Annotated in this window: 18 protein-coding genes and 1 rRNA gene; 9 read left to right on the plus strand and 10 right to left on the minus strand. The window is 75.9% G+C overall.

The window, feature by feature from the left end:
- The 3 genes from WA616_RS23625 to WA616_RS23635 form a co-directional block, all read right to left on the minus strand.
- Nucleotides 1-61 (minus strand): 16S ribosomal RNA (locus WA616_RS23625); the annotation flags it as partial.
- A gap of 409 nt (nucleotides 62-470) precedes the next feature.
- Nucleotides 471-1103 carry an alpha-ketoglutarate-dependent dioxygenase AlkB gene (locus WA616_RS23630; protein ID WP_336033717.1) on the minus strand — a complete coding sequence of 211 codons (633 nt, stop codon included), beginning with the start codon at nucleotides 1101-1103 and terminating at the stop codon, nucleotides 471-473.
- 40 nt (nucleotides 1104-1143) lie between these two features.
- Nucleotides 1144-3369 (minus strand): RecQ family ATP-dependent DNA helicase, encoded by a 2226-nt coding sequence (locus WA616_RS23635; RefSeq protein WP_336033718.1) that lies wholly within the window; start codon nucleotides 3367-3369, stop codon nucleotides 1144-1146.
- Nucleotides 3370-3447: 78 nt separating this feature from the next.
- Between WA616_RS23635 and WA616_RS23640 the strand changes: the two genes are divergently transcribed.
- Nucleotides 3448-4266, plus strand: a complete 819-nt coding sequence (locus tag WA616_RS23640) for a PHP domain-containing protein (protein WP_073422224.1) — start codon at nucleotides 3448-3450, stop codon at nucleotides 4264-4266.
- A gap of 2 nt (nucleotides 4267-4268) precedes the next feature.
- On the opposite strand, the gene WA616_RS23645 is transcribed toward WA616_RS23640, so the two are convergent.
- Nucleotides 4269-4559: a hypothetical protein gene (locus WA616_RS23645; RefSeq protein ID WP_336033720.1), complete on the minus strand. Its 291-nt coding sequence runs from the start codon at nucleotides 4557-4559 to the stop codon at nucleotides 4269-4271.
- Nucleotides 4560-4831: 272 nt separating this feature from the next.
- On the opposite strand from WA616_RS23645, the gene WA616_RS23650 reads away from it, so the two are divergent.
- On the plus strand, nucleotides 4832-5785 hold the full coding sequence (locus WA616_RS23650; protein WP_336033722.1) for a carbamate kinase: 954 nt from the start codon (nucleotides 4832-4834) through the stop codon (nucleotides 5783-5785).
- A 13-nt stretch (nucleotides 5786-5798) separates the two neighbouring features.
- A complete protein-coding gene (locus WA616_RS23655) occupies nucleotides 5799-6902 on the plus strand; it encodes a ring-opening amidohydrolase (RefSeq protein ID WP_336033724.1) in 1104 nt (367 codons plus the stop codon).
- A gap of 49 nt (nucleotides 6903-6951) precedes the next feature.
- Here WA616_RS23655 and WA616_RS23660 read toward each other — a convergent pair whose 3' ends face one another.
- The gene (locus WA616_RS23660) at nucleotides 6952-7731 is read right to left on the minus strand and encodes an SDR family NAD(P)-dependent oxidoreductase (RefSeq protein ID WP_336033726.1); all 780 of its coding nucleotides are present in this window, start codon (nucleotides 7729-7731) and stop codon (nucleotides 6952-6954) included.
- A gap of 180 nt (nucleotides 7732-7911) precedes the next feature.
- Here WA616_RS23660 and WA616_RS23665 point away from each other — a divergent pair, with 180 nt between their 5' ends.
- On the plus strand, nucleotides 7912-9024 hold the full coding sequence (locus tag WA616_RS23665; RefSeq protein WP_336033728.1) for a PP2C family protein-serine/threonine phosphatase: 1113 nt from the start codon (nucleotides 7912-7914) through the stop codon (nucleotides 9022-9024).
- 59 nt (nucleotides 9025-9083) lie between these two features.
- Here the strand turns inward: WA616_RS23665 and WA616_RS23670 are convergent, their stop codons facing one another.
- Nucleotides 9084-9506, minus strand: a complete 423-nt coding sequence (locus WA616_RS23670) for an organic hydroperoxide resistance protein (RefSeq protein ID WP_073422219.1) — start codon at nucleotides 9504-9506, stop codon at nucleotides 9084-9086.
- 69 nt (nucleotides 9507-9575) lie between these two features.
- On the opposite strand from WA616_RS23670, the gene WA616_RS23675 reads away from it, so the two are divergent.
- Nucleotides 9576-10148, plus strand: a complete 573-nt coding sequence (locus WA616_RS23675) for a TetR/AcrR family transcriptional regulator (RefSeq protein WP_336033730.1) — start codon at nucleotides 9576-9578, stop codon at nucleotides 10146-10148.
- Here WA616_RS23675 and WA616_RS23680 read toward each other — a convergent pair.
- On the minus strand, nucleotides 10134-10679 hold the full coding sequence (locus WA616_RS23680) for an RNA 2'-phosphotransferase (RefSeq protein WP_336033731.1): 546 nt from the start codon (nucleotides 10677-10679) through the stop codon (nucleotides 10134-10136). The genes WA616_RS23675 and WA616_RS23680 overlap by 15 nt on opposite strands.
- A gap of 72 nt (nucleotides 10680-10751) precedes the next feature.
- Here WA616_RS23680 and WA616_RS23685 point away from each other — a divergent pair, with 72 nt between their 5' ends.
- The 3 genes from WA616_RS23685 to WA616_RS23695 are packed head-to-tail and all read left to right on the plus strand — an operon-like array spanning nucleotide 10752 to nucleotide 12729.
- Complete coding sequence (locus WA616_RS23685; RefSeq protein ID WP_336033732.1) at nucleotides 10752-11420, plus strand: 3-oxoacid CoA-transferase subunit A; 669 nt, start codon at nucleotides 10752-10754, stop codon at nucleotides 11418-11420.
- Entirely contained in the window at nucleotides 11417-12091 is a 675-nt protein-coding gene (locus WA616_RS23690) for a 3-oxoacid CoA-transferase subunit B (RefSeq protein ID WP_336033734.1), read from the plus strand. The genes WA616_RS23685 and WA616_RS23690 overlap by 4 nt, the downstream gene beginning before the upstream one ends.
- Nucleotides 12092-12141: 50 nt before the next feature.
- Complete coding sequence (locus WA616_RS23695; protein ID WP_336033735.1) at nucleotides 12142-12729, plus strand: hypothetical protein; 588 nt, start codon at nucleotides 12142-12144, stop codon at nucleotides 12727-12729.
- A gap of 21 nt (nucleotides 12730-12750) precedes the next feature.
- Here WA616_RS23695 and rpsD read toward each other — a convergent pair whose 3' ends face one another.
- On the minus strand, nucleotides 12751-13353 hold the full coding sequence (rpsD, locus tag WA616_RS23700; protein WP_336033736.1) for a 30S ribosomal protein S4: 603 nt from the start codon (nucleotides 13351-13353) through the stop codon (nucleotides 12751-12753).
- Nucleotides 13354-13420: 67 nt separating this feature from the next.
- Between rpsD and WA616_RS23705 the strand changes: the two genes are divergently transcribed.
- Nucleotides 13421-14176: a DUF2470 domain-containing protein gene (locus tag WA616_RS23705; RefSeq protein ID WP_336033737.1), complete on the plus strand. Its 756-nt coding sequence runs from the start codon at nucleotides 13421-13423 to the stop codon at nucleotides 14174-14176.
- A gap of 3 nt (nucleotides 14177-14179) precedes the next feature.
- On the opposite strand, the gene WA616_RS23710 is transcribed toward WA616_RS23705, so the two are convergent.
- Entirely contained in the window at nucleotides 14180-15628 is a 1449-nt protein-coding gene (locus WA616_RS23710; RefSeq protein ID WP_336033738.1) for a DUF1116 domain-containing protein, read from the minus strand.
- Nucleotides 15625-17139: an FdrA family protein gene (locus tag WA616_RS23715; RefSeq protein ID WP_336033740.1), complete on the minus strand. Its 1515-nt coding sequence runs from the start codon at nucleotides 17137-17139 to the stop codon at nucleotides 15625-15627. Before WA616_RS23715 ends, WA616_RS23710 begins: the two co-directional genes overlap by 4 nt.
- Between the last annotated feature and the right edge of the window lie 182 nt (nucleotides 17140-17321).

The following is a 17321-nucleotide window of genomic DNA, read 5'->3' on the forward strand; positions in this document are numbered from 1 at the left end:
CTTGCATGTGTTAAGCACGCCGCCAGCGTTCGTCCTGAGCCAGGATCAAACTCTCCGTAGATGCATTCGATACCGGCCGAGAACCGAGAGCTAGCACTCTCGATGTCATCAACCAAAGGAATCCCACCGCACCCACAGGTGCGGACGGGGTATTACTTGGCACTGACTTTCGGCACGCTGTTGAGCTCTCAAGGAGCGGACGCGCTCGTACCCCGGCCTTGTCGGCCTTCGTTCGAGGCGGTGTCCTCACCAAACACCGGCTCCGCAGCGGTCCGGCCTCGGGGGCCTTCCCGGCGGTTTCCCAGGCCTTGCGGCCCGGTCCGTTCTCGCTCGGTGCAGGGAGAACATTACACGCCCTCCAGGGGGTCGTGCAGGGGGGGTCCCCGTGGCCCTCGCCACGCCCCCGGAGACCGTGCGGAGGAGCCGCGGAGCGGTGCCCCGGGCCCGCCCCTGCAGCGGGGCGGAGGGCGTCAGGCGACGCCGGCCGGGCGGAACTGGACGCTCACGCGCGGCCCGACGGGGCGGGTCGTCTTGGGGATGCAGTGCTCCCACGTGCGCTGGCAGGAGCCACCCATCACCACGAGGTCGCCGTGCCCCAGGGGGAAGCGCAGCGTCTCGCCGCCCCCGCCCGCCGGGCGGAGCAGCAGCGGCCGCGGCGACCCGAAGGACACGATCGCCACCATCGTGTCCTCGGTGCGGCTGCGTCCCAGCCGGTCGCCGTGCCACGCGACGCTGTCCCGCCCGTCCCGGTAGAGGCACATGCCGGCGGTGACGAAGGGCTCCCCGAGCTCGTGTGCGTAGTGCGCGTCGAGGGCGGTGCGCGCCTCGGTGAGCGGCGGGTGCGGCAGCGTCTCGCCGCGGCCGTACCAGCGCAGCAGCCGCGGGACGGCGACCTCGCGGTCGTACATCTGCCGGCGGTCGGCCCGCCAGCCGATGTCGCCGAGCAGGACCTCGAGGACCTCGTCGGAGCCGGCGACCCACCCGGGGAGGTGGTCGACCCAGGCCCCGCGACCGAGCACGTGCCGCCGCACCCTCCCCCGCAGCGGGGTGAGCGCGGCTGCCTCGGCGACGTCGAACATCGACGGCTGGTGAGCGAGCGTCATGCCGAGGAGGCTAGCCTTGTTCGAACGTGTGTACGAGCCCCTAGGCCGCGAGCGCGAGGGCGAACGGCAGCACCCGGGACGCGCCGGCCAGCCGCAGCTCCCGGCCGGCGACGGTCATCGTCCAGCGGGAGTCGGCCAGGTCGTCGACGAGCAGCACCGGCACGGGGCCCAGCTCGGCCAGCCGGGACCGCAGCTCCGGGCCGACGACGATGCGCTGCCAGACCCCGGCCAGCCGGAAGGCGCTGTTGCCGCCGGGACCGCCCGTGGGACCGCCGTGCGCGAGCGACATCTCCCCCAGGTAGGGCAGCCGCCCCATCCGCGCCAGGCCCTGGGCCACCCCGGACACCAGCCGCGGGCGCCGGCGCGACGGGACGGCGACCACGGCGGCCGGGCGCTCGGCCCAGTCCCAGGCGCCGAGCACGCGGGCACAGGCGCGGATCAGCTCGTCGTCGGGCGGCACGTCGGACACCGAGCGCTGCACCGGGACGTCGAAGGCGGCGTCCGGGTCCTCCTCGAGGCCGGGCGCCTCCAGGTCGAGGGTCACCGTGCCGCCCACGCCGTCGTCGCCGAGCAGGGTGCGCAGCTTCTGCCCCCAACCGAGGTCGGTGAGCCGGGCGACGGCGCGGCCCGGGTCGAGCTGCTCGCCGGCGGCGATCTTCCCCTTGACCTCGACCCCGAGCCGGTCGGCGCCGGTGGGCCACTGCGCCCGCGGGGCGAGCTCCACGCCGGGGCGGTCGAGCGCGGCGGAGGCCGCCTCCGCGGCGCCCTCGGGGACGTCGGTGGGGTACCAGGGGCCGGCGCAGACGTCGCAGCGCCCGCACGGGGCGGCCGTCGGGTCGTCGAGCGCCTCCTGGAGAAAGGCCATCCGGCACCGCGCCTCGTCGACCGGCTTCGCGTAGGCGATCATCGCCCGCTGCTCGGCTTCCCGGGTGCGGGTGACACGGGCGTAGCGGTCGGCGTCGTAGACCCACGGGCGGCCGGTGGACCGCCAGCCGCCCTGCACCCGCTCGACCGCGCCGTCGACCGCGAGCACCTTGAGCAGCAGCTCGAGCCGGGAGCGGCGGACGTCGGCCACGGTCTCCAGGCGGGCCACCGACCACGCCTTGCCGTCGGCCATCGCCGAGAGCACCGCGGCGGCGTGGTCCTCGCGCGGCATGGAGGAGGTGGCGAACCACTGCCAGATGGCGAGGTCCTCGGGGCCGGGCAGGAGCATCACGTCGGCGTGCTCGACGGCGCGGCCGGCGCGGCCGACCTGCTGGTAGTAGCTGACCGGCGACGACGGCGCCCCGAGGTGGACGACGAAGCCGAGGTCGGGCTTGTCGAAGCCCATGCCGAGCGCGGAGGTGGCCACGAGCGCCTTGACCCGGTTCTCCCGGAGCGCCTCCTCGGCCTCCTTGCGGTCGGCGTCGTCGAGGCGGCCGGTGTAGGCGCGCACGTCGTGCCCGGCGTCGCGCAGGAGCCCCGCCGTCTCCTCGGCCGCGGCGACGGTGAGCGTGTAGACGATGCCGCTGCCCGGCAGGTCGCCGAGGTGGGCGGCGAGCCACGCCAGCCGGGCGCGGTCGGTGGGCAGCCGCAGCACGCCCAGGCGCAGCGAGTCACGGGCCAGCGGGCCGCGGACCGTCGTCACCCCGACGCCGCCGGCGCCCAGCTGCTCGGCCACGTCGGCGACGACCCGCTCGTTCGCCGTCGCGGTCGTGGCGAGGACCGGGGTGCCGGCGGGCAGCGTGCCCAGCAGGTCGCGGATGCGGCGGTAGTCGGGGCGGAAGTCGTGGCCCCAGTCGGAGACGCAGTGCGCCTCGTCGACGACGAGCAGGCCGCAGCGGGCGACCAGGCCGGGCAGCTGCTCCTCGCGGAAGCGCGGGTTGGTGAGGCGCTCCGGGGAGACCAGCAGGACGTCGACCTCGTCGGAGGCGAGACGGGCGGCGACGTCGTCCCACTCGGTGGCGTTGGCACTGGAGATCTCCACGGCGCGGATGCCGGCGCGGGCGGCGGCGGCGACCTGGTCGCGCATGAGCGCGAGCAGCGGGCTGACCAGCAGGGTGGGGCCGGCGCCGCGGCGGCGCAGCAGCGCGGTGGAGACGAAGTAGACGGCCGACTTGCCCCAGCCGGTGCGCTGCACGACCAGGGCCCGCTCGGAGCGCTCGACGAGCGCGGCGACGGCGGCGTCCTGCCCCTCGCGGAACTCCGCGCCCGGGCGGCCGGTCAGCTCGCGGAGGACGGCGAGGGCCTCGTCGGCGACGGGAGCGGAGGGCGCGGCGGTGCTCATGGCACCCGACAGTAGGTGCGTCCCCCGACAGCGGGACCGTGTGAGCGCGACCTGGGGACGGCGGGCAGGATGGGGACGATGCGACCGCCGGACAACCACGTGCACACCGGGTGGTCGTGGGACACCCCCGCCTCGGTCACGATGGCCCGCGCGTGCGAGCGGGCGGTCGCCCAGGGACTGCCCGCGATCGCCTTCACCGAGCACCTCGACTTCACCGTGTGGGGTCCCGACGACCGCGCCACCACCCTCGGCCTGGTCGACCGGCACGCCTCCCGGCACGAGCCGATCGACAGCGAGGGCTACTGGGCCGAGCTCACCGAGGTGCGCGAGCGGTTCCCCGAGCTGCGGATCTGGTCCGGCGTCGAGGCCGGCGAACCGCACCTGTTCGCCTCGAGCGTCGCCGCGCACCTGAGGGACGCACCCGTCGACCGGATCCTCGGGTCGCTGCACTCGCTGTCCGACGGCGACCGGCTCTACGGCGTCGGCCAGCTGCTCTACACCGACCCCGACGCCACGATGCGCCGCTACCTCGGCGAGATCGTCGACATGGTCGAGAGCAGCGACGTCTTCCAGGTCCTCGCCCACGTCGACTTCCCGCGCCGCTACTGGCCCGGCGGGTCGCACCGGTTCGTGGAGAAGGACTACGAGGAGGAGTACCGCGCGGTGTTCCGGGCGCTGGCCGGCACCGGGCGGGCGCTGGAGGTCAACACCAGCAGCCCGCTGGCGTCCGCCGACCAGGTGCGCTGGTTCCGCGAGGAGGGCGGCGAGGCCGTCAGCTTCGGCAGCGACGCCCACCAGCCCGGCGCGGTCGGGCAGCGCTTCGACCTCGCCGTCGACGTCGTGGAGGCCGCCGGCTTCCGGCCCGGGCGGGACCGCTTCGACTTCTGGCGCCGCTGAGCTCAGGCGGCCGCCCGGTCCAGGGCGGCGCGCCACGTCCGGGGGAACGCGACGGGCCCGAGGAGGCGCTGGAGGAGCAGCACGGCCCGCCCGCGGAGCCCGCGGCCGCCGGAGTGGTGGAAGACGACGTCGACGTGGCTGCCGCCGTCGTCCCGCGCGGTGATCCGCACCTCGCCGCTGCCCCGGTCGCAGTGGTCGCTGTCGAGCAGCGTCCAGGTGACGCGGTCGGGGGTGGGCCACTCGTAGCGCAGCAGCACCCACAGCCGGACGCCGGCGCTGCCCTCGCGCAGCACGGCCCACCCCTCGCCCGCCTCGCGGACCTCGTACTTCCCGGGTCCAGCGTGCGGGACCAGATCTCGAGCCGCCGGTCGCCGACCGCGGTGAGGGCGTCGAGCACCTGGGCGGGCGTGGCGCGGGTGTCGAGGTCGAAGTGGACGCGCATCGCCGGCTCCCTCCGGACGGCCCCGCTCCCGCCGGCATGGTCCCGCGCCCGGGCGCCCCGCGGGAGGTACCGGCTCCCGCCAGGTACTTCACCGCTAAGAGAAACGCCGCTAGGGTCGCCGGGGTGACGTCCCGCCGCGTGGTGATCGCCCTCGGGGGCAACGCCATGACCGGGCCCGACGGCTCGGCCACCCCCGAGGCCCAGCGCACCGCGATCCGCGAGGCGGCCGGTCACGTCGCCGAGGTGGTGGCCGCCGGCGTCGAGGTGGTGCTCACCCACGGCAACGGCCCCCAGGTGGGCAACCTGCTGGTGAAGAACGAGCTCGCCGCGCACGTCGTGCCGCCGGTGCCGCTGGACTGGAACGTCGCGCAGACCCAGGCGACCATCGCCTTCACCGTGGCCGACGAGCTCGACGCCGCCCTGGCCGCGCGGGGCCTCCCCCAGCGCACCGCCGGGCTGGTCACCCGCACCCTGGTCGACGCCGCCGACCCGCACCTCGCCGAGCCGTCCAAGCCGGTGGGCCGCTTCCTCCCGCGCGAGGAGGCCGAGCGGTTCCTCGCGCTGGGCCAGGTGTGGGAGGACCGCGGCCCCCGGGGCTGGCGGCGGGTGGTCGCCTCGCCCGAGCCGCGCTCGGTCGTCGACTCCCCCGCGATCCACGCCCTCGCCGCGGCCGGCTTCGTCGTCGTCTGCGCCGGGGGCGGGGGCATCCCGGTGACCGACGACGGCGGGGACGGCGCCGCGCTGCGCGGCGTCGAGGCCGTGATCGACAAGGACCTCACCGCGGCCGTCCTGGCCCGCGACCTGGACGCCGACACCCTGGTCATCGCCACCGACGTCCCCAACGTGATGGTCGACTTCGGCACGCCGGCGCAGCGCCCGCTGGGCCGGATCACGGTGGCCGAGCTCCGCGCGCACGCCGCCGACGGCCAGTTCGCCCGGGGTTCGATGGGCCCCAAGGTCGAGGCCGTCCTCCGCTTCGTCGAGGCGGGCGGCGAGCGCGCCGTCGTCACCTCGCTCGAGAACATCGCCGACGCCGTCGCCGGGGACGCCGTCGGCACCGTCCTCACCACCGACTGAACAAGGAGCGCACGTGCCCGCACCGATCGAGGTCCGCAAGGTCCCGCTGCACAACGTGAGCGACGCCAGCGAGCTGGCCAAGCTCATCGACGACGGCGTCATGGAGGCCGACCGGGTCGTCGCCGTCATCGGCAAGACCGAGGGCAACGGCGGCGTCAACGACTACACGCGGATCATCGCCGACCGCGCCTTCCGCGAGGTGCTGATGGAGAAGGGCACCCGCAGCAAGGAGGAGGTCGCCGAGATCCCGATCGTGTGGTCGGGCGGCACCGACGGCGTCATCAGCCCGCACGCGACGATCTTCGCGACGCTGCCCGAGGACGCCGTCGAGAAGACCGACGAGCCGCGGCTGACCGTGGGCTACGCGATGAGCGACGTCCTGCTGCCCGAGGACATCGGCCGCATCTCGATGGTGGAGAAGGTCGCCGAGGGCGTGCGCCGCGCGATGGAGGCCGCCGGGATCACCGACCCGGCCGACGTCCACTACGTGCAGACCAAGACGCCGCTGCTGACGATCGAGACGATCCGCGACGCGAAGAACCGCGGCAAGGACACGTACTACGACGAGCCGCACGGCTCGATGGACCTGTCCAACGGCACGACGGCGCTGGGCATCGCGGTGGCGCTCGGCGAGATCGAGATGCCGGAGCAGTCGCAGGTCATGCGCGACCTGTCGCTGTTCAGCGCCGTCGCCTCCTGCTCCTCGGGCGTGGAGCTGGACCGGGCGCAGATCGTCGTCGTCGGCAACGCCCGCGGCCACGGCGGGAAGTACAAGATCGGCCATTCGGTGATGAAGGACGCCCTGGACCAGGACGGCATCTGGGACGCCATCCGCCAGGCCGGGCTCGAGCTGCCCGAGCGGCCGCACGTCAGCGACCTCGGCGGCCGGCTGGTCAACGTGTTCCTCAAGTGCGAGGCCGACCCGACCGGCTACGTCCGCGGCCGGCGCAACGCCATGCTCGACGACTCCGACGTCTTCTGGCACCGGCAGATCAAGGCCACGGTGGGCGGCGTCGCGGCGTCGGTGACCGGCGACCCGGCGGTGTTCGTGTCGGTGGCGGCGGTGCACCAGGGCCCCTCCGGCGGCGGCCCGGTCGCCGCGATCATCGAGGCTTGACCTCGGCGGACCTGCCCGGGCCCCGAGCGGGGTCCGGGCAGGTCCCGTGTCAGGGCAGTATCGCGTCGACGTAGCCGCCGTCGACCCGGAGCGCGCCGCCCGTCGTGGCCGACGCCAGCGGCGAGGCCAGGTAGACGCACATGTTCGCGATCTCCTCGGGCTCGATCAGCCGCTGCAGCAGCGACGCCGGCCGGTGCTCGCGCATGAACGTCCGCTGGGCCTCCTCCCAGGGCACCTCGCGCCCCACGAGGGAGTAAACGAAGTCCTCGACGCCGCCGGTGTGCGTGGGCCCGGCGATCACCGAGTTGACGGTCACGCCCGACCCGGCGGCCTCCTTCGCGAAGCCCCGGGAGACCGCGAGCAGCGCCGTCTTGGTGACGCCGTAGTGCACCATCTCGGCCGGGATGGCGACCGCCGAGTCGCTGGCGATGTACTGCACCCGCCCCCAGCCGCGCTCGCGCATCCCGGGCAGCCAGGCGCGGGTGAGCCGCACGGCGGTGAGCACGTTGGTCTCGAAGTAGCGGCGCCACTCGTCGTCGCTAATCTCCAGCGCCGGCCGGGCGCCGAAGACGCCCAGGTTGTTGACCAGCACGTCGGCGTCGGGCACGGCCGCGAGCAGGGCCGCCGTCCCCTCGTCGGTGGTCACGTCGCCGGCGACGGTGCGCACCTCGCCGTCGATCCCCGCCGCGGCGTCCTCCAGCCTGGCGGGGTCGCGGCCGGTGAGGACGACGGCGGCGCCGGCCGCGGCGAGGCCGGTGGCGATGGCCAGGCCGATGCCCTGGGACGAGCCGGTGACGACGGCGGTGCGGCCGGAGAGGTCGATGCGCACGGGACTCCTCGGTCCTCGACGGGAGCGCGCGGTCGGCGCGCGGTACGGACCGAACAGCTCCCGGCGGACGCGGTCGTGTTCCCGACGCCGGCCACGCGCCGTCCTCGGCGGCGACGGCCCGGCCGATCGGGCGGCGCCCCGTAGGTTGGGCCGACCAGGGGACGGCGGTCGGAGGCGTGGGTGGACGGGGTGCTGCGGTCGCACGGCCTGCCCCTGCTCTTCCTCCTCGGGCCGGCGGCGGTCGACCTGGCGCTCGGGCCGGAGCAGGTGATCCTGGGCCTGGTGGCCGCCTCGCCGCTGGTCGCGGCGACGCTCACCGGGCGCCGGACGACCGGCGCGTACGGCGTCCTCGCCGTCCTCACCGCGGCGCTGCTCGGCGTCTACGACCGTCAGTACGAAGGGGACGCCGTCCCCGCGCAGCTGGTCCGGCTGGCGCTGGTGACGGCCGCCGCGCTGGTCGCCCTGGGCGCCTGCACGCTCCGCGTGCGCCGGGAGGCCGACCTGCAGCGGCTGAGTGCCGAGGCCGCGTCGGCGCGGGCGTCCCTGGCGCTCGGCGAGACGCTGCAGCGGCACCTGCTGGGCCCGCCGCCGGTCGTGCCCGGGCTGGCGTCGGCGGCGCGCTACCTGCCGGCGCTGCGCGGCACCCGCGTGGGCGGGGACTGGTACGACGCCTTCCCCGCGGCCGGGGGCGGCACCGTGCTGGTGATCGGCGACGTCGCCGGGCACGACCCGCAGGCCGCGGCCGCGATGGCCGAGGTGCGCGGGATGCTGCGGGCGGTGGCCGTGGACGCGACCTCCCCCGCGGGCCTGCTCGGCGCCCTGGACCGGGTGATGGCGCACCCGGCGGCGCCGGCGATGGTGACCGCGGTCGTCGCCGTGGTCGAGCCGGCCGGGGACGGCGCGCGGCTGCGGTGGTCGAACGCGGGACACCCACCCCCGGCGCTGGTCCGGGCCGACGGGTCGGTGCGGCTGCTCGAGCGGGACCCGGAGCGGGCGCTCGGGGTCACCGCCGGGGCACCGCGGACCGACGCCGAGCTGGTGCTCCGCCCCGGCGACTCGCTGCTGCTCTACACCGACGGGCTGGTGGAGCGGCGGGGCGGCTCGCTCGACGACGGCAACGCCTGGCTCGTGGGCGAGCTCGGACGGCACGCCGCGGACCCGCTGGACGAGCTGTGCGACCGGCTGCTGGCCGGCGTCGAGGGCGCCGCCCGGCACGACGACGTCGCGCTGCTCGCCGTGCGCGTGCCCGGACCGGGATCCCCGGCCCGGGCACGCGGGACGCTCAGGCGGTGACGGTCAGGCGGTGACGGTCAGGCGGTGACGGTCAGGCGGTGACGGTCAGGCGGTGACGGTCAGGCGGTGACGGTCTCCAGGGCCACCGGGACGTTCCCGCGGGTGGCGTTCGAGTAGGGGCACACCTGATGGGCGGCCTCGACGAGCTCCTCGGCGGCCGCCTGCTCGATGCCGCCGAGCTCGACGCGCAGGGTGACCTCGAGGGCGAAGCCGCCGGCGTCGTCGGGCCCGATGCCCACCTCGGCGGTGACGGCGGAGTCGGTGAACGTCGCCCCGCGCTTGCGGGCGACGAGCTTGAGCGCACCGTGGAAGCACGCGGCGTAGCCGGCGGCGAACAGCTGCTCGGGGTTCGCCCCGCCGCCCGGGCCGCCCATCTCCTGCGGCACGGCCAGGTCGAGGTCGATCCCGCCGTCGTCGGTGCGGGTGCGGCCGTTGCGGCCCTCCCCGGTGGCGGTGGCGACGGCGGTGTAGACGGCGGACATGGGCCCTCCCAGCAGGTAGACAGAACGGTCGTTCTTCCGACGACCGTACACGGCGGTACCGTCGTCGGCATGACCGCCGCGGTGCGCCCCTCCGAGGCCCGGGACCGCCTGCTCCGGACCGCGTCGGCGCTCTTCTACGCCGAGGGCGTGCGCGCCGTGGGCGTCGACCGGGTCGTCGAGGAGGCCGCGGTCACCCGGGCCACCTTCTACCGGCACTTCCCCGGTAAGGAGGACCTCGTCGTCGCCTACCTCGACGGCGTGGACCGCGCGGTGCGCGAGGCGGCCGGCGAGGTCCCGGACGACGCCGACGGCGCCGCCGCCTGGCTGGAGGCGCTCACCGGCCGGCTCGGCGACCAGCTGTGCGGCGACGGCTTCCGCGGTTGCGCGTTCATCAACGCCGCGGCCGAGTACCCCGACCCGGCCAGCCCGGTCCGGCGGGCGGTGCTCGCCCACCGCGCCTGGCTGACCGCCGCCGTCGCCGGGGCGTTCCGGCGCGCCGGCCACCCGGCGCCGGAGGAGGCCGCCCGCCGCTGGCTGGTCCTGCGCGACGGCGCGATGGTCGCGGGGTACCTCGACGGTGGCCCGGCGAGCTCCGCGACCCTGGCCGCCGGCGTCCGCGACCTGCTCTCAGAGCGCCCGTAGGTACCGCGGCGGGACGGCGTCGACCAGCCAGACGCCGTTGGCCGAGCGGGTGAAGACGGCGCCGTCGCGGGACATCGACGCCGCGTCGACCGCGAGGACGGCGGCCGGCCCGCGGCGCTGACCGACCGTGCGGGCGGTCGCCTCGTCGGCGCTCAGGTGCACCGCGTGCCGCCGGCCCGGGCGCAGCCCCTCGGCGAGGACGGCGGGCAGCACGCGCACCGGCGTGCCGTGGAAGAGGACGTCCGGCGGCTCCTGCGCCGCGTAGCCGAGCTCGACCGGGACGCTGTGACCCTGGCTGGCCCGGATCCGGGTGCCGGTGCCGTCGAGGGCGAACCGCTGCTTGTCGTTGGCGGCGACGACGGCATCGAGGTCGGCGCGCGACAGCGGCAGCCCGTGCGCGGCGAGGGCGCCCAGCAGGGCGCCGACGTCGGCCCACCCGGCGCCGTCGAGGGTCAGCCCGACGCTGTCGGGGCGGTGCCGCAGCACGTACGAGAGCCGCTTGCTCACCCGGACGACGTCGCCCCGCTCCACCCCGCCAGCCTCGCCGGTCGGCCGGGGCGGTCGCCACCCGTTAGCGTCGGGCCGGCAGAACGGAGGGTGCGGGTGATCGACAAGCGGGTCGCGTCCCTGGCCGAGGCCGTCGCGGGCATCCCGGACGGCGCGACGGTCCTGGTCGGCGGGTTCGGCGCGTCCGGCGTGCCGGTGGAGCTGGTGCACGCACTGCTGGACCAGGGGACCACCGACCTCACCGTGGTGACCAACAACGCCGGGTCCGGCGAGACCGACGTCGCCGCGCTGCTGCGCGAGCGCCGGGTGCGCAAGATCGTCTGCTCCTACCCGCGCTCGACCGGGTCGGTGTGGTTCGAGGAGCGGTGGCGGGCCGGCGAGGTCGAGCTGGAGCTGGTCCCGCAGGGCACGCTGAGCGAGCGGATGCGGGCCGCGGCGGCGGGGCTGGGCGGGTTCTTCACCCCGACCGGCGCCGACACCCGGCTCGCCGAGGGCAAGGAGGTGCGGGTGATCGACGGCCGGCGGCACGTGTTCGAGGAGCCCCTGCCCGGCGACGTCGCCCTGGTCAAGGCCGCGCGGGCCGATCGGTGGGGCAACCTCGTCTACCGCACCGCGGCGCGGAACTTCGGGCCGACGATGGCCGCCGCGGCCGCGCTGACCGTCGTCCAGGTGGACGAGTTCGTGGAGCTCGGCGAGCTCGACCCCGAGGTGGTCGTGACGCCCGGGATCTTCGTCGACCGCGTCGTCCGGGTGGGTGCGGCGTGAGCCTCGACGGGCGTCTCGACATGCGGGCGGTCGCCCGGCGGGTGGCCCGCGACATCCCCGACGGCTCCTACGTCAACCTCGGCATCGGGCTGCCGACGCTGGTGGCCGACTGCGTCGGCAGCGACAAGGAGATCGTCTACCACTCGGAGAACGGCATCCTCGGCATGGGCCCGGCCCCCGCTCCCGGCGCGGAGGACCCGGAGCTCATCAACGCCGGCAAGCAGCCGGTGACCCTGCTGCCGGGCGGGGCCTTCTTCCACCACACCGACGCGTTCCTGATGATGCGCGGCGGCCACGTGGACCTGACCGTGCTCGGCGCCTTCCAGGTGTCGGAGGCCGGCGACCTGGCCAACTGGGCCACCGACGACGCCTCGCACCCGCCGGCCGTGGGCGGGGCGATGGACCTCGCCGTCGGGGCGCGGCGGGTGCTGGTCATGACGTCGCACACGACGAAGGCGGGCGAGCCGAAGCTGGTGCCGCGCTGCAGCTACCCGCTGACGGCGGCCGGCGTCGTCGACCGGGTCTACACCGACCTCGCCGTCCTGGACGTGACCGCCGAGGGCTTCCTCGTCCGCGAGATGGTGGCCGGCCTCGGCCCCGACGACCTGCAGGGGGTGACGGCGGCGCGGCTGACGTTCGCCGCCGACCTCGCGGTGCTCGACCCGTCCTGACCCGGCGGGCCTCCCCTGCGGAGGGTGGCCCTCTGCCTACCCTGCGTCGCATGTCGTTCCTGTCGCGGCTGCGCGGCGGCCCGTACGAGGTGCCGCCGCTGCCCTACCCGTCCGACTCGGCCGAGGGCCTGGCCGCCCGCTGGGTGCAGTGGGTGGCCTCCGCCGGCACCGAGCGCGACCCCATCGAGGACACGACCGGCGAGCACGCGGGCCACAACCAGCCCGACGACGTCTTCTTCCTCGCCGGGTCCTACGGGAAGGTCCTGCACCGGCGCTGCGTCGTGCCCGGCGGCCGCGACCTGTTCCTGCCGGTGTTCAACTACTGGAACAGCCCGGCGGTGGGCCCGCCCGAGCGGGCGGGCGACGCGTGGGGCGCGCTGACCCTCGACGGCGTCGACCTGGAGCCGCTGGAGATCACCACGCCGGTGCCCTTCGTCGTCGCCGGTGCCCTGCTCAACCCGGTCACCTTCCGGCGCAAGCCGATCCCGGTGACCGTGTGGGGCCTGTGGGCGCACGTCCCGGCGCCCGCGCCGGGCACCCACCACCTGCGCGTGGTCGCCGGCGACGGGCACGCCTTCCGGCTCGACGTCGGCTACCAGCTCGAGGTCGCGCCGGTCGGGGCCATCCGCAGCTCCTGACCGGCGCGGACCCCGCCGCCCTCAGCGCGAGTAGTACTCCACGACCAGCTGCTCCTCGCAGATCACCGGCACCTCGTCGCGGGCGGGCACCCGCTCGACCCGGGCGGTGAGGTCGGCCAGCCGCACCTCGAGGTAGGCCGGCGGCTGCGCGTGCGCACCGGAGGCCGCCACCTGGAACGGCTCCTTGGCGCGCGAGCGCTCGGCGATGGAGATCCAGTCGCCGGGGCGCAGCCGGTAGGAGGGACGGTCGACCCGGCGGCCGTTGACCAGCACGTGCTGGTGGGTGACGAACTGGCGGGCCTGGTAGATGGTGCGCGCGAAGCCGGCCCGCAGCACCGTGGCGTCCAGGCGCGACTCGAGGTCCTGGATGAGGGCCTCGCCGGTCTTGCCACCGGTGCGCCGGGCGCGGTCGAACGCGCGGCGCAGCTGGGTCTCGCTGACGTCGTACTGCGCGCGCAGCCGCTGCTTCTCCAGCAGCCGGGTGGAGTAGTCGCTCTGCTGCTTGCGCTTGCGGCCGTGCTCACCGGGCGGGTACGGGCGACGCTCGAAGTAGCTGACCGCCTTGGGCGTCAGGGCCAGGCCGAGCCGGCGGCTGAGGCGCACCTTCGGGCGCCGGGGGTTCATCCGGCACCTCCGTCGAGAGAGTTAGGTTAGGTTCACCTTACCAACACGCCGAGACCCGAGGTGAGCGATGACCGTCCCCCGCACCGGCCCGGGCACCACCGGCATCCCGCAGCCGCCGCCGGCCGAGCGCGCCCGCACCGTGGCCGCCCGCCCGTCGGCCGCACTGCACGCGGTGGGGCTGGGCGCGGTCGAGCTGTCGCTGGCCGCGACGACAGCGTCCGGGCAGGTGTACGTCGTCGTCCCCGCCGCCGGGCGGCTGGCGACGGCGCTGCGGAAGTCCCCCCTCGGCGACCTCCCGGCGCGGCTGACGGTCACCGACCGGTCGCCGTTCCCGCTGCAGCACCCGGTGCGCGGGCAGGTGGAGTTGTCCGGCTGGCTGACGCCGGTGCACCCGGCCGAGGTCCAGCCGGCGCTGCTCGACCTGGCCGACGTGCGCCCGTCCGACGCGCTCCTCGACGTCGGCCTGCGCGCGCTGCTGGTGCGCCTCGACCTCGCCGAGGTGGTCCTCACCGACAGCGGCGCGACCACCGAGGTGGACCCCGACGACTTCTCGGCCGCCCGCCCGGATCCGCTCGCCGCGGCGGAGGCCGGCCTCGCCGCCGGGCACGGCGCGGCGCTGACCCGGCTGCTGGCCCGGGTGCAGGCGTGGGCCGGGCCGCGCGACGACGTCCGGCCGCTCGGCCTCGACCGGCACGGCGTGCGCTTCCGCGTGCAGGCCCGCCGCTCCTGCTACGACCTGCGGGTGCCGTTCCGCGAGCCGGTGGACGACGGCGCGGGCCTGGGCCCGGCGCTGGACGTCCTGCTCACCTGCGGCCCCGCGTAACGGTCAGCGCACGACGACTCGGGCGGCGGCGCGGGCCTCCTGCGCGAGCGCGGCGAGGGCGCCCTCGAAGCACTCCCGCGGCGGCTGCACGAGCCCGGCGCCCACCTGGCCGGTGCCGGCCACCCGCCCGGCCATGCCGGTGTTGATCTGCGGCAGCCAGCCGGTGCGCGCCACGGCGAGGACGTCGATGCCGGTCGGCGCACCGCGGAACCCGAGGATCGGGATGGCCATCGCCGGGTTCTCGGCCAGGGTGAGCTGGTACATCCGCTCGGTGGTGGCCAGCGCGTCGGGCACGGTGCCGCCGACGAAGCGCACGATCGCCGGCGCCGCGGCCATCGAGAACCCGCCGACGCCGTAGGTCTCCATGATCGCGGAGTCGCCGATGTCGGGGTTGGCGTCCTCGGGGCCGTAGTCGCCGAGGAACAGGCCCACGGGCGTCTGCGCCGGGCCGGTGAACCAGCGGTCGCCGGTGCCCGCCGTCTGCACGCCGAACTCGGTGCCGTTGCGCGCCATGACGGTGACCAGCGTGGAGCCCGGCACGTCGCGGGCGGCGTCCATCGCGAGCTTCGCCGTCGGCATGCCGAGGTTGAGGAAGAAGTGCTCGTTGCCGCCGATGAAGCGCAGCGCCGCGGCGACGTCGTCGGAGGGCGCGTCGAGCGCGGCCAGCGCCGGCGAGAGCTCGCGCAGGGTCATCAGCGAGCCGGCGCGGTTGCGGTTGTGCCCCTCGTCGCCCATCTGCAGCATCTGCGCGAGCACGGCCTTCACGTCGAGCGGCTCGGCCATCGAGCGCACCGCGCGCGCCAGCAGCGGGCCGAGGACGTCGCGCATCCAGGCCAGCCGGGTGAGCACCTCCTGGTTGAAGGCGCCCATCCGCAGCACCTTGCCCAGGCCCTCGTTGAGGTTGCAGTAGGCCCGGCCGCCGTTGACCGGGTCCTCCAGGCACCAGGCCCACATCGACGGCGAGGTGACCCCGGCCATCGGGCCGACGGCGGAGCGGTGGTGGCACGGCTCGAGCTCCACGCCGCCCGACGCCAGCAGCGCCTCGGCCTCCTCCACCGTGGACGCCCAGCCCTCGAACAGGCAGGCGCCGACGAGCGCCCCGCGCATGGGGCCCGACGCGGCCTCCCAGTTCAGCGGCGGGCCGGAGTGCAGCAGCGTGCGCCCCTCCATGCCGAGCACCTCGCGGGCCGGGCGGACGTCGACCAGCACCGAGCCGGCCGCGAGCACCCGCTCGACCGCCGTCCGGTTGGCCGCGGCGCGGCGCGGGTCGAGCGCCAGCGCGGTCAGGTCGGCGGCGTCGCCGAGGCCCGGCGGCCGCCAGTCGACGTCGGCCACGGACACGCCCTGGGCGCGCAGCGCGCCCGAGAACACGTCGACACCGGCGGCGACGACGGCCGGCGGGCCGTCGAGCAGTCCTCCGAGCGCTCCGGTCGAGGTCCCGGTCGTCGTCATCGCGCGGCTCCCAGCAGGTCGAGGGCGTACCGCGTGGCCGCGGCGTTGGAGGCGAAGACGGCGGCGCCGGCCGCGGCGAGGGCGTCGGCCTGACGGCTCCAGCCCTGCGGGTCGGCCTCGGTGCCGACCAGCGCGACGACGACCGGCAGGTGCGCCCGCGCGCGGGCGGCGGTGAGCGCGGGGACGAGGGCGGCGGCCGGGTCGGCGTCGGCGCCGTACCCGAGGACGACGTCGAGCAGCAGCACGGCGGGCTCGCCCGAGGCGGCCAGCCGCTCGATCGCCTCCAGCCGCAGCGTCGGGTCGATCATCGGGTGGGCGCGGCCGACGGTGAGCGCGTCGTCGCCGAAGTCGACGACGAGGTGGCCGCGGGCGGACAGGTCCTGGGCGGCCGGGTCGAGAGCGAGGTCGAGCTCGGGACGCAGCGGGGTGTTGGAGCGGACGTCGCCGAGCACGGGGGCCGCCAGCAGCATCGCCTCGTCGGCCAGCGTGCCGCCGGAGTAGAGGCCCTTGAGCACCGCGCCGGGCGGCGCGGCCTCGGCCGGCCCGGGGCGGGAGGGCCACACCGGGACGTCGAGGCCCATGTCGCCGAGCAGCGCCTCGACGGCGGCGGTGAGGTCGGGCGTCTCCGGCGAGAGGGCGGCCGAGCGCACCGGCGTCGCCAGCTCCCCCGACACCCGCGCCACCTCCGCGGCCACCGACGGCGCCGGGGGCTTGGAGACGACGAGCACCCGCTCGGTGGCGGGGTCGGCGTCCAGCGCCGCCAGCGCGTCGAGGGTCGCGAGGCCGCCCACGGCCTCGGACAGGTCGCGCCCGCCCACGCCGATCACGTGCGAGACGCCGACGCCGGCCGCGTCGAGCAGGCAGGACACCTGCTGCGCGCCGGTGCCCGAGGCGGCGACGACGCCGACCGGGCCGGGGCGGACGACGTTGGCGAAGCCCAGCGCGACGCCGGAGACGATCGCGGTGCCGCAGTCGGGGCCCATGACCAGGACCCCGGCGGCGCGGGCGGCGCGCTTCAGCGCCACCTCCTGCTCGACCGGGACGCCGTCGGAGAAGACCAGCGCGCTGCGGCCGGCGGCGATCGCGTCGGCGGCCTCGAGCGCCGCGTACTGCCCCGGGACGCTGACGATGGCCAGCGCGCCGGCGTCGTGGCCGAGGTCGTCGAGGCCGGCGCCGACCGTGCGGGCCGGCTGGGCGTCGGCGGTGGCCCGGGTGCGCTCGCGCTCGGCCAGGGCGGCGTCGACGGCGGCCACCGCGGCGGCCAGCGCGTCGTCGTCGACGGCCCGGACGGCGATGAGCAGCTGGTCCGGTGCGGCCGCCTGCTCCGGCGCCAGGCCCATGCCCTCGGCGAGCTCCACGTTGAGCGGCGTGGCCATCGCGACCAGCACCGCGGTGACGCCGTCGCGCGCGCCGACGTCGCGGCTGACCTGCATCAACCGGACGGAGTCGGCGTAGACGCCGCTGCGCAGGGAGACGTGCCGGACGCCCGCTGCGGGCCCAGGATCGCTCACCTCGCCGACCGTACCGGCAGATGCCTCAGCGGTGAGATATCGCCTGCGCAACGATCTTGTTGCACCGGGAAGTTTTAGCGCTGAGGCACTTCCCCGCCCGTGAGACGCGTGACACTGTGACGGCCTCCCGGGGGTGGCGGCACCTCCCGGGCCGCATCGGCTGTGCCTCGCGAGGAGGACCC

This window comes from Geodermatophilus sp. FMUSA9-8, assembly GCF_037034165.1.
GTDB classification, from domain to species: Bacteria; Actinomycetota; Actinomycetes; order Mycobacteriales; family Geodermatophilaceae; genus Geodermatophilus; species Geodermatophilus nigrescens.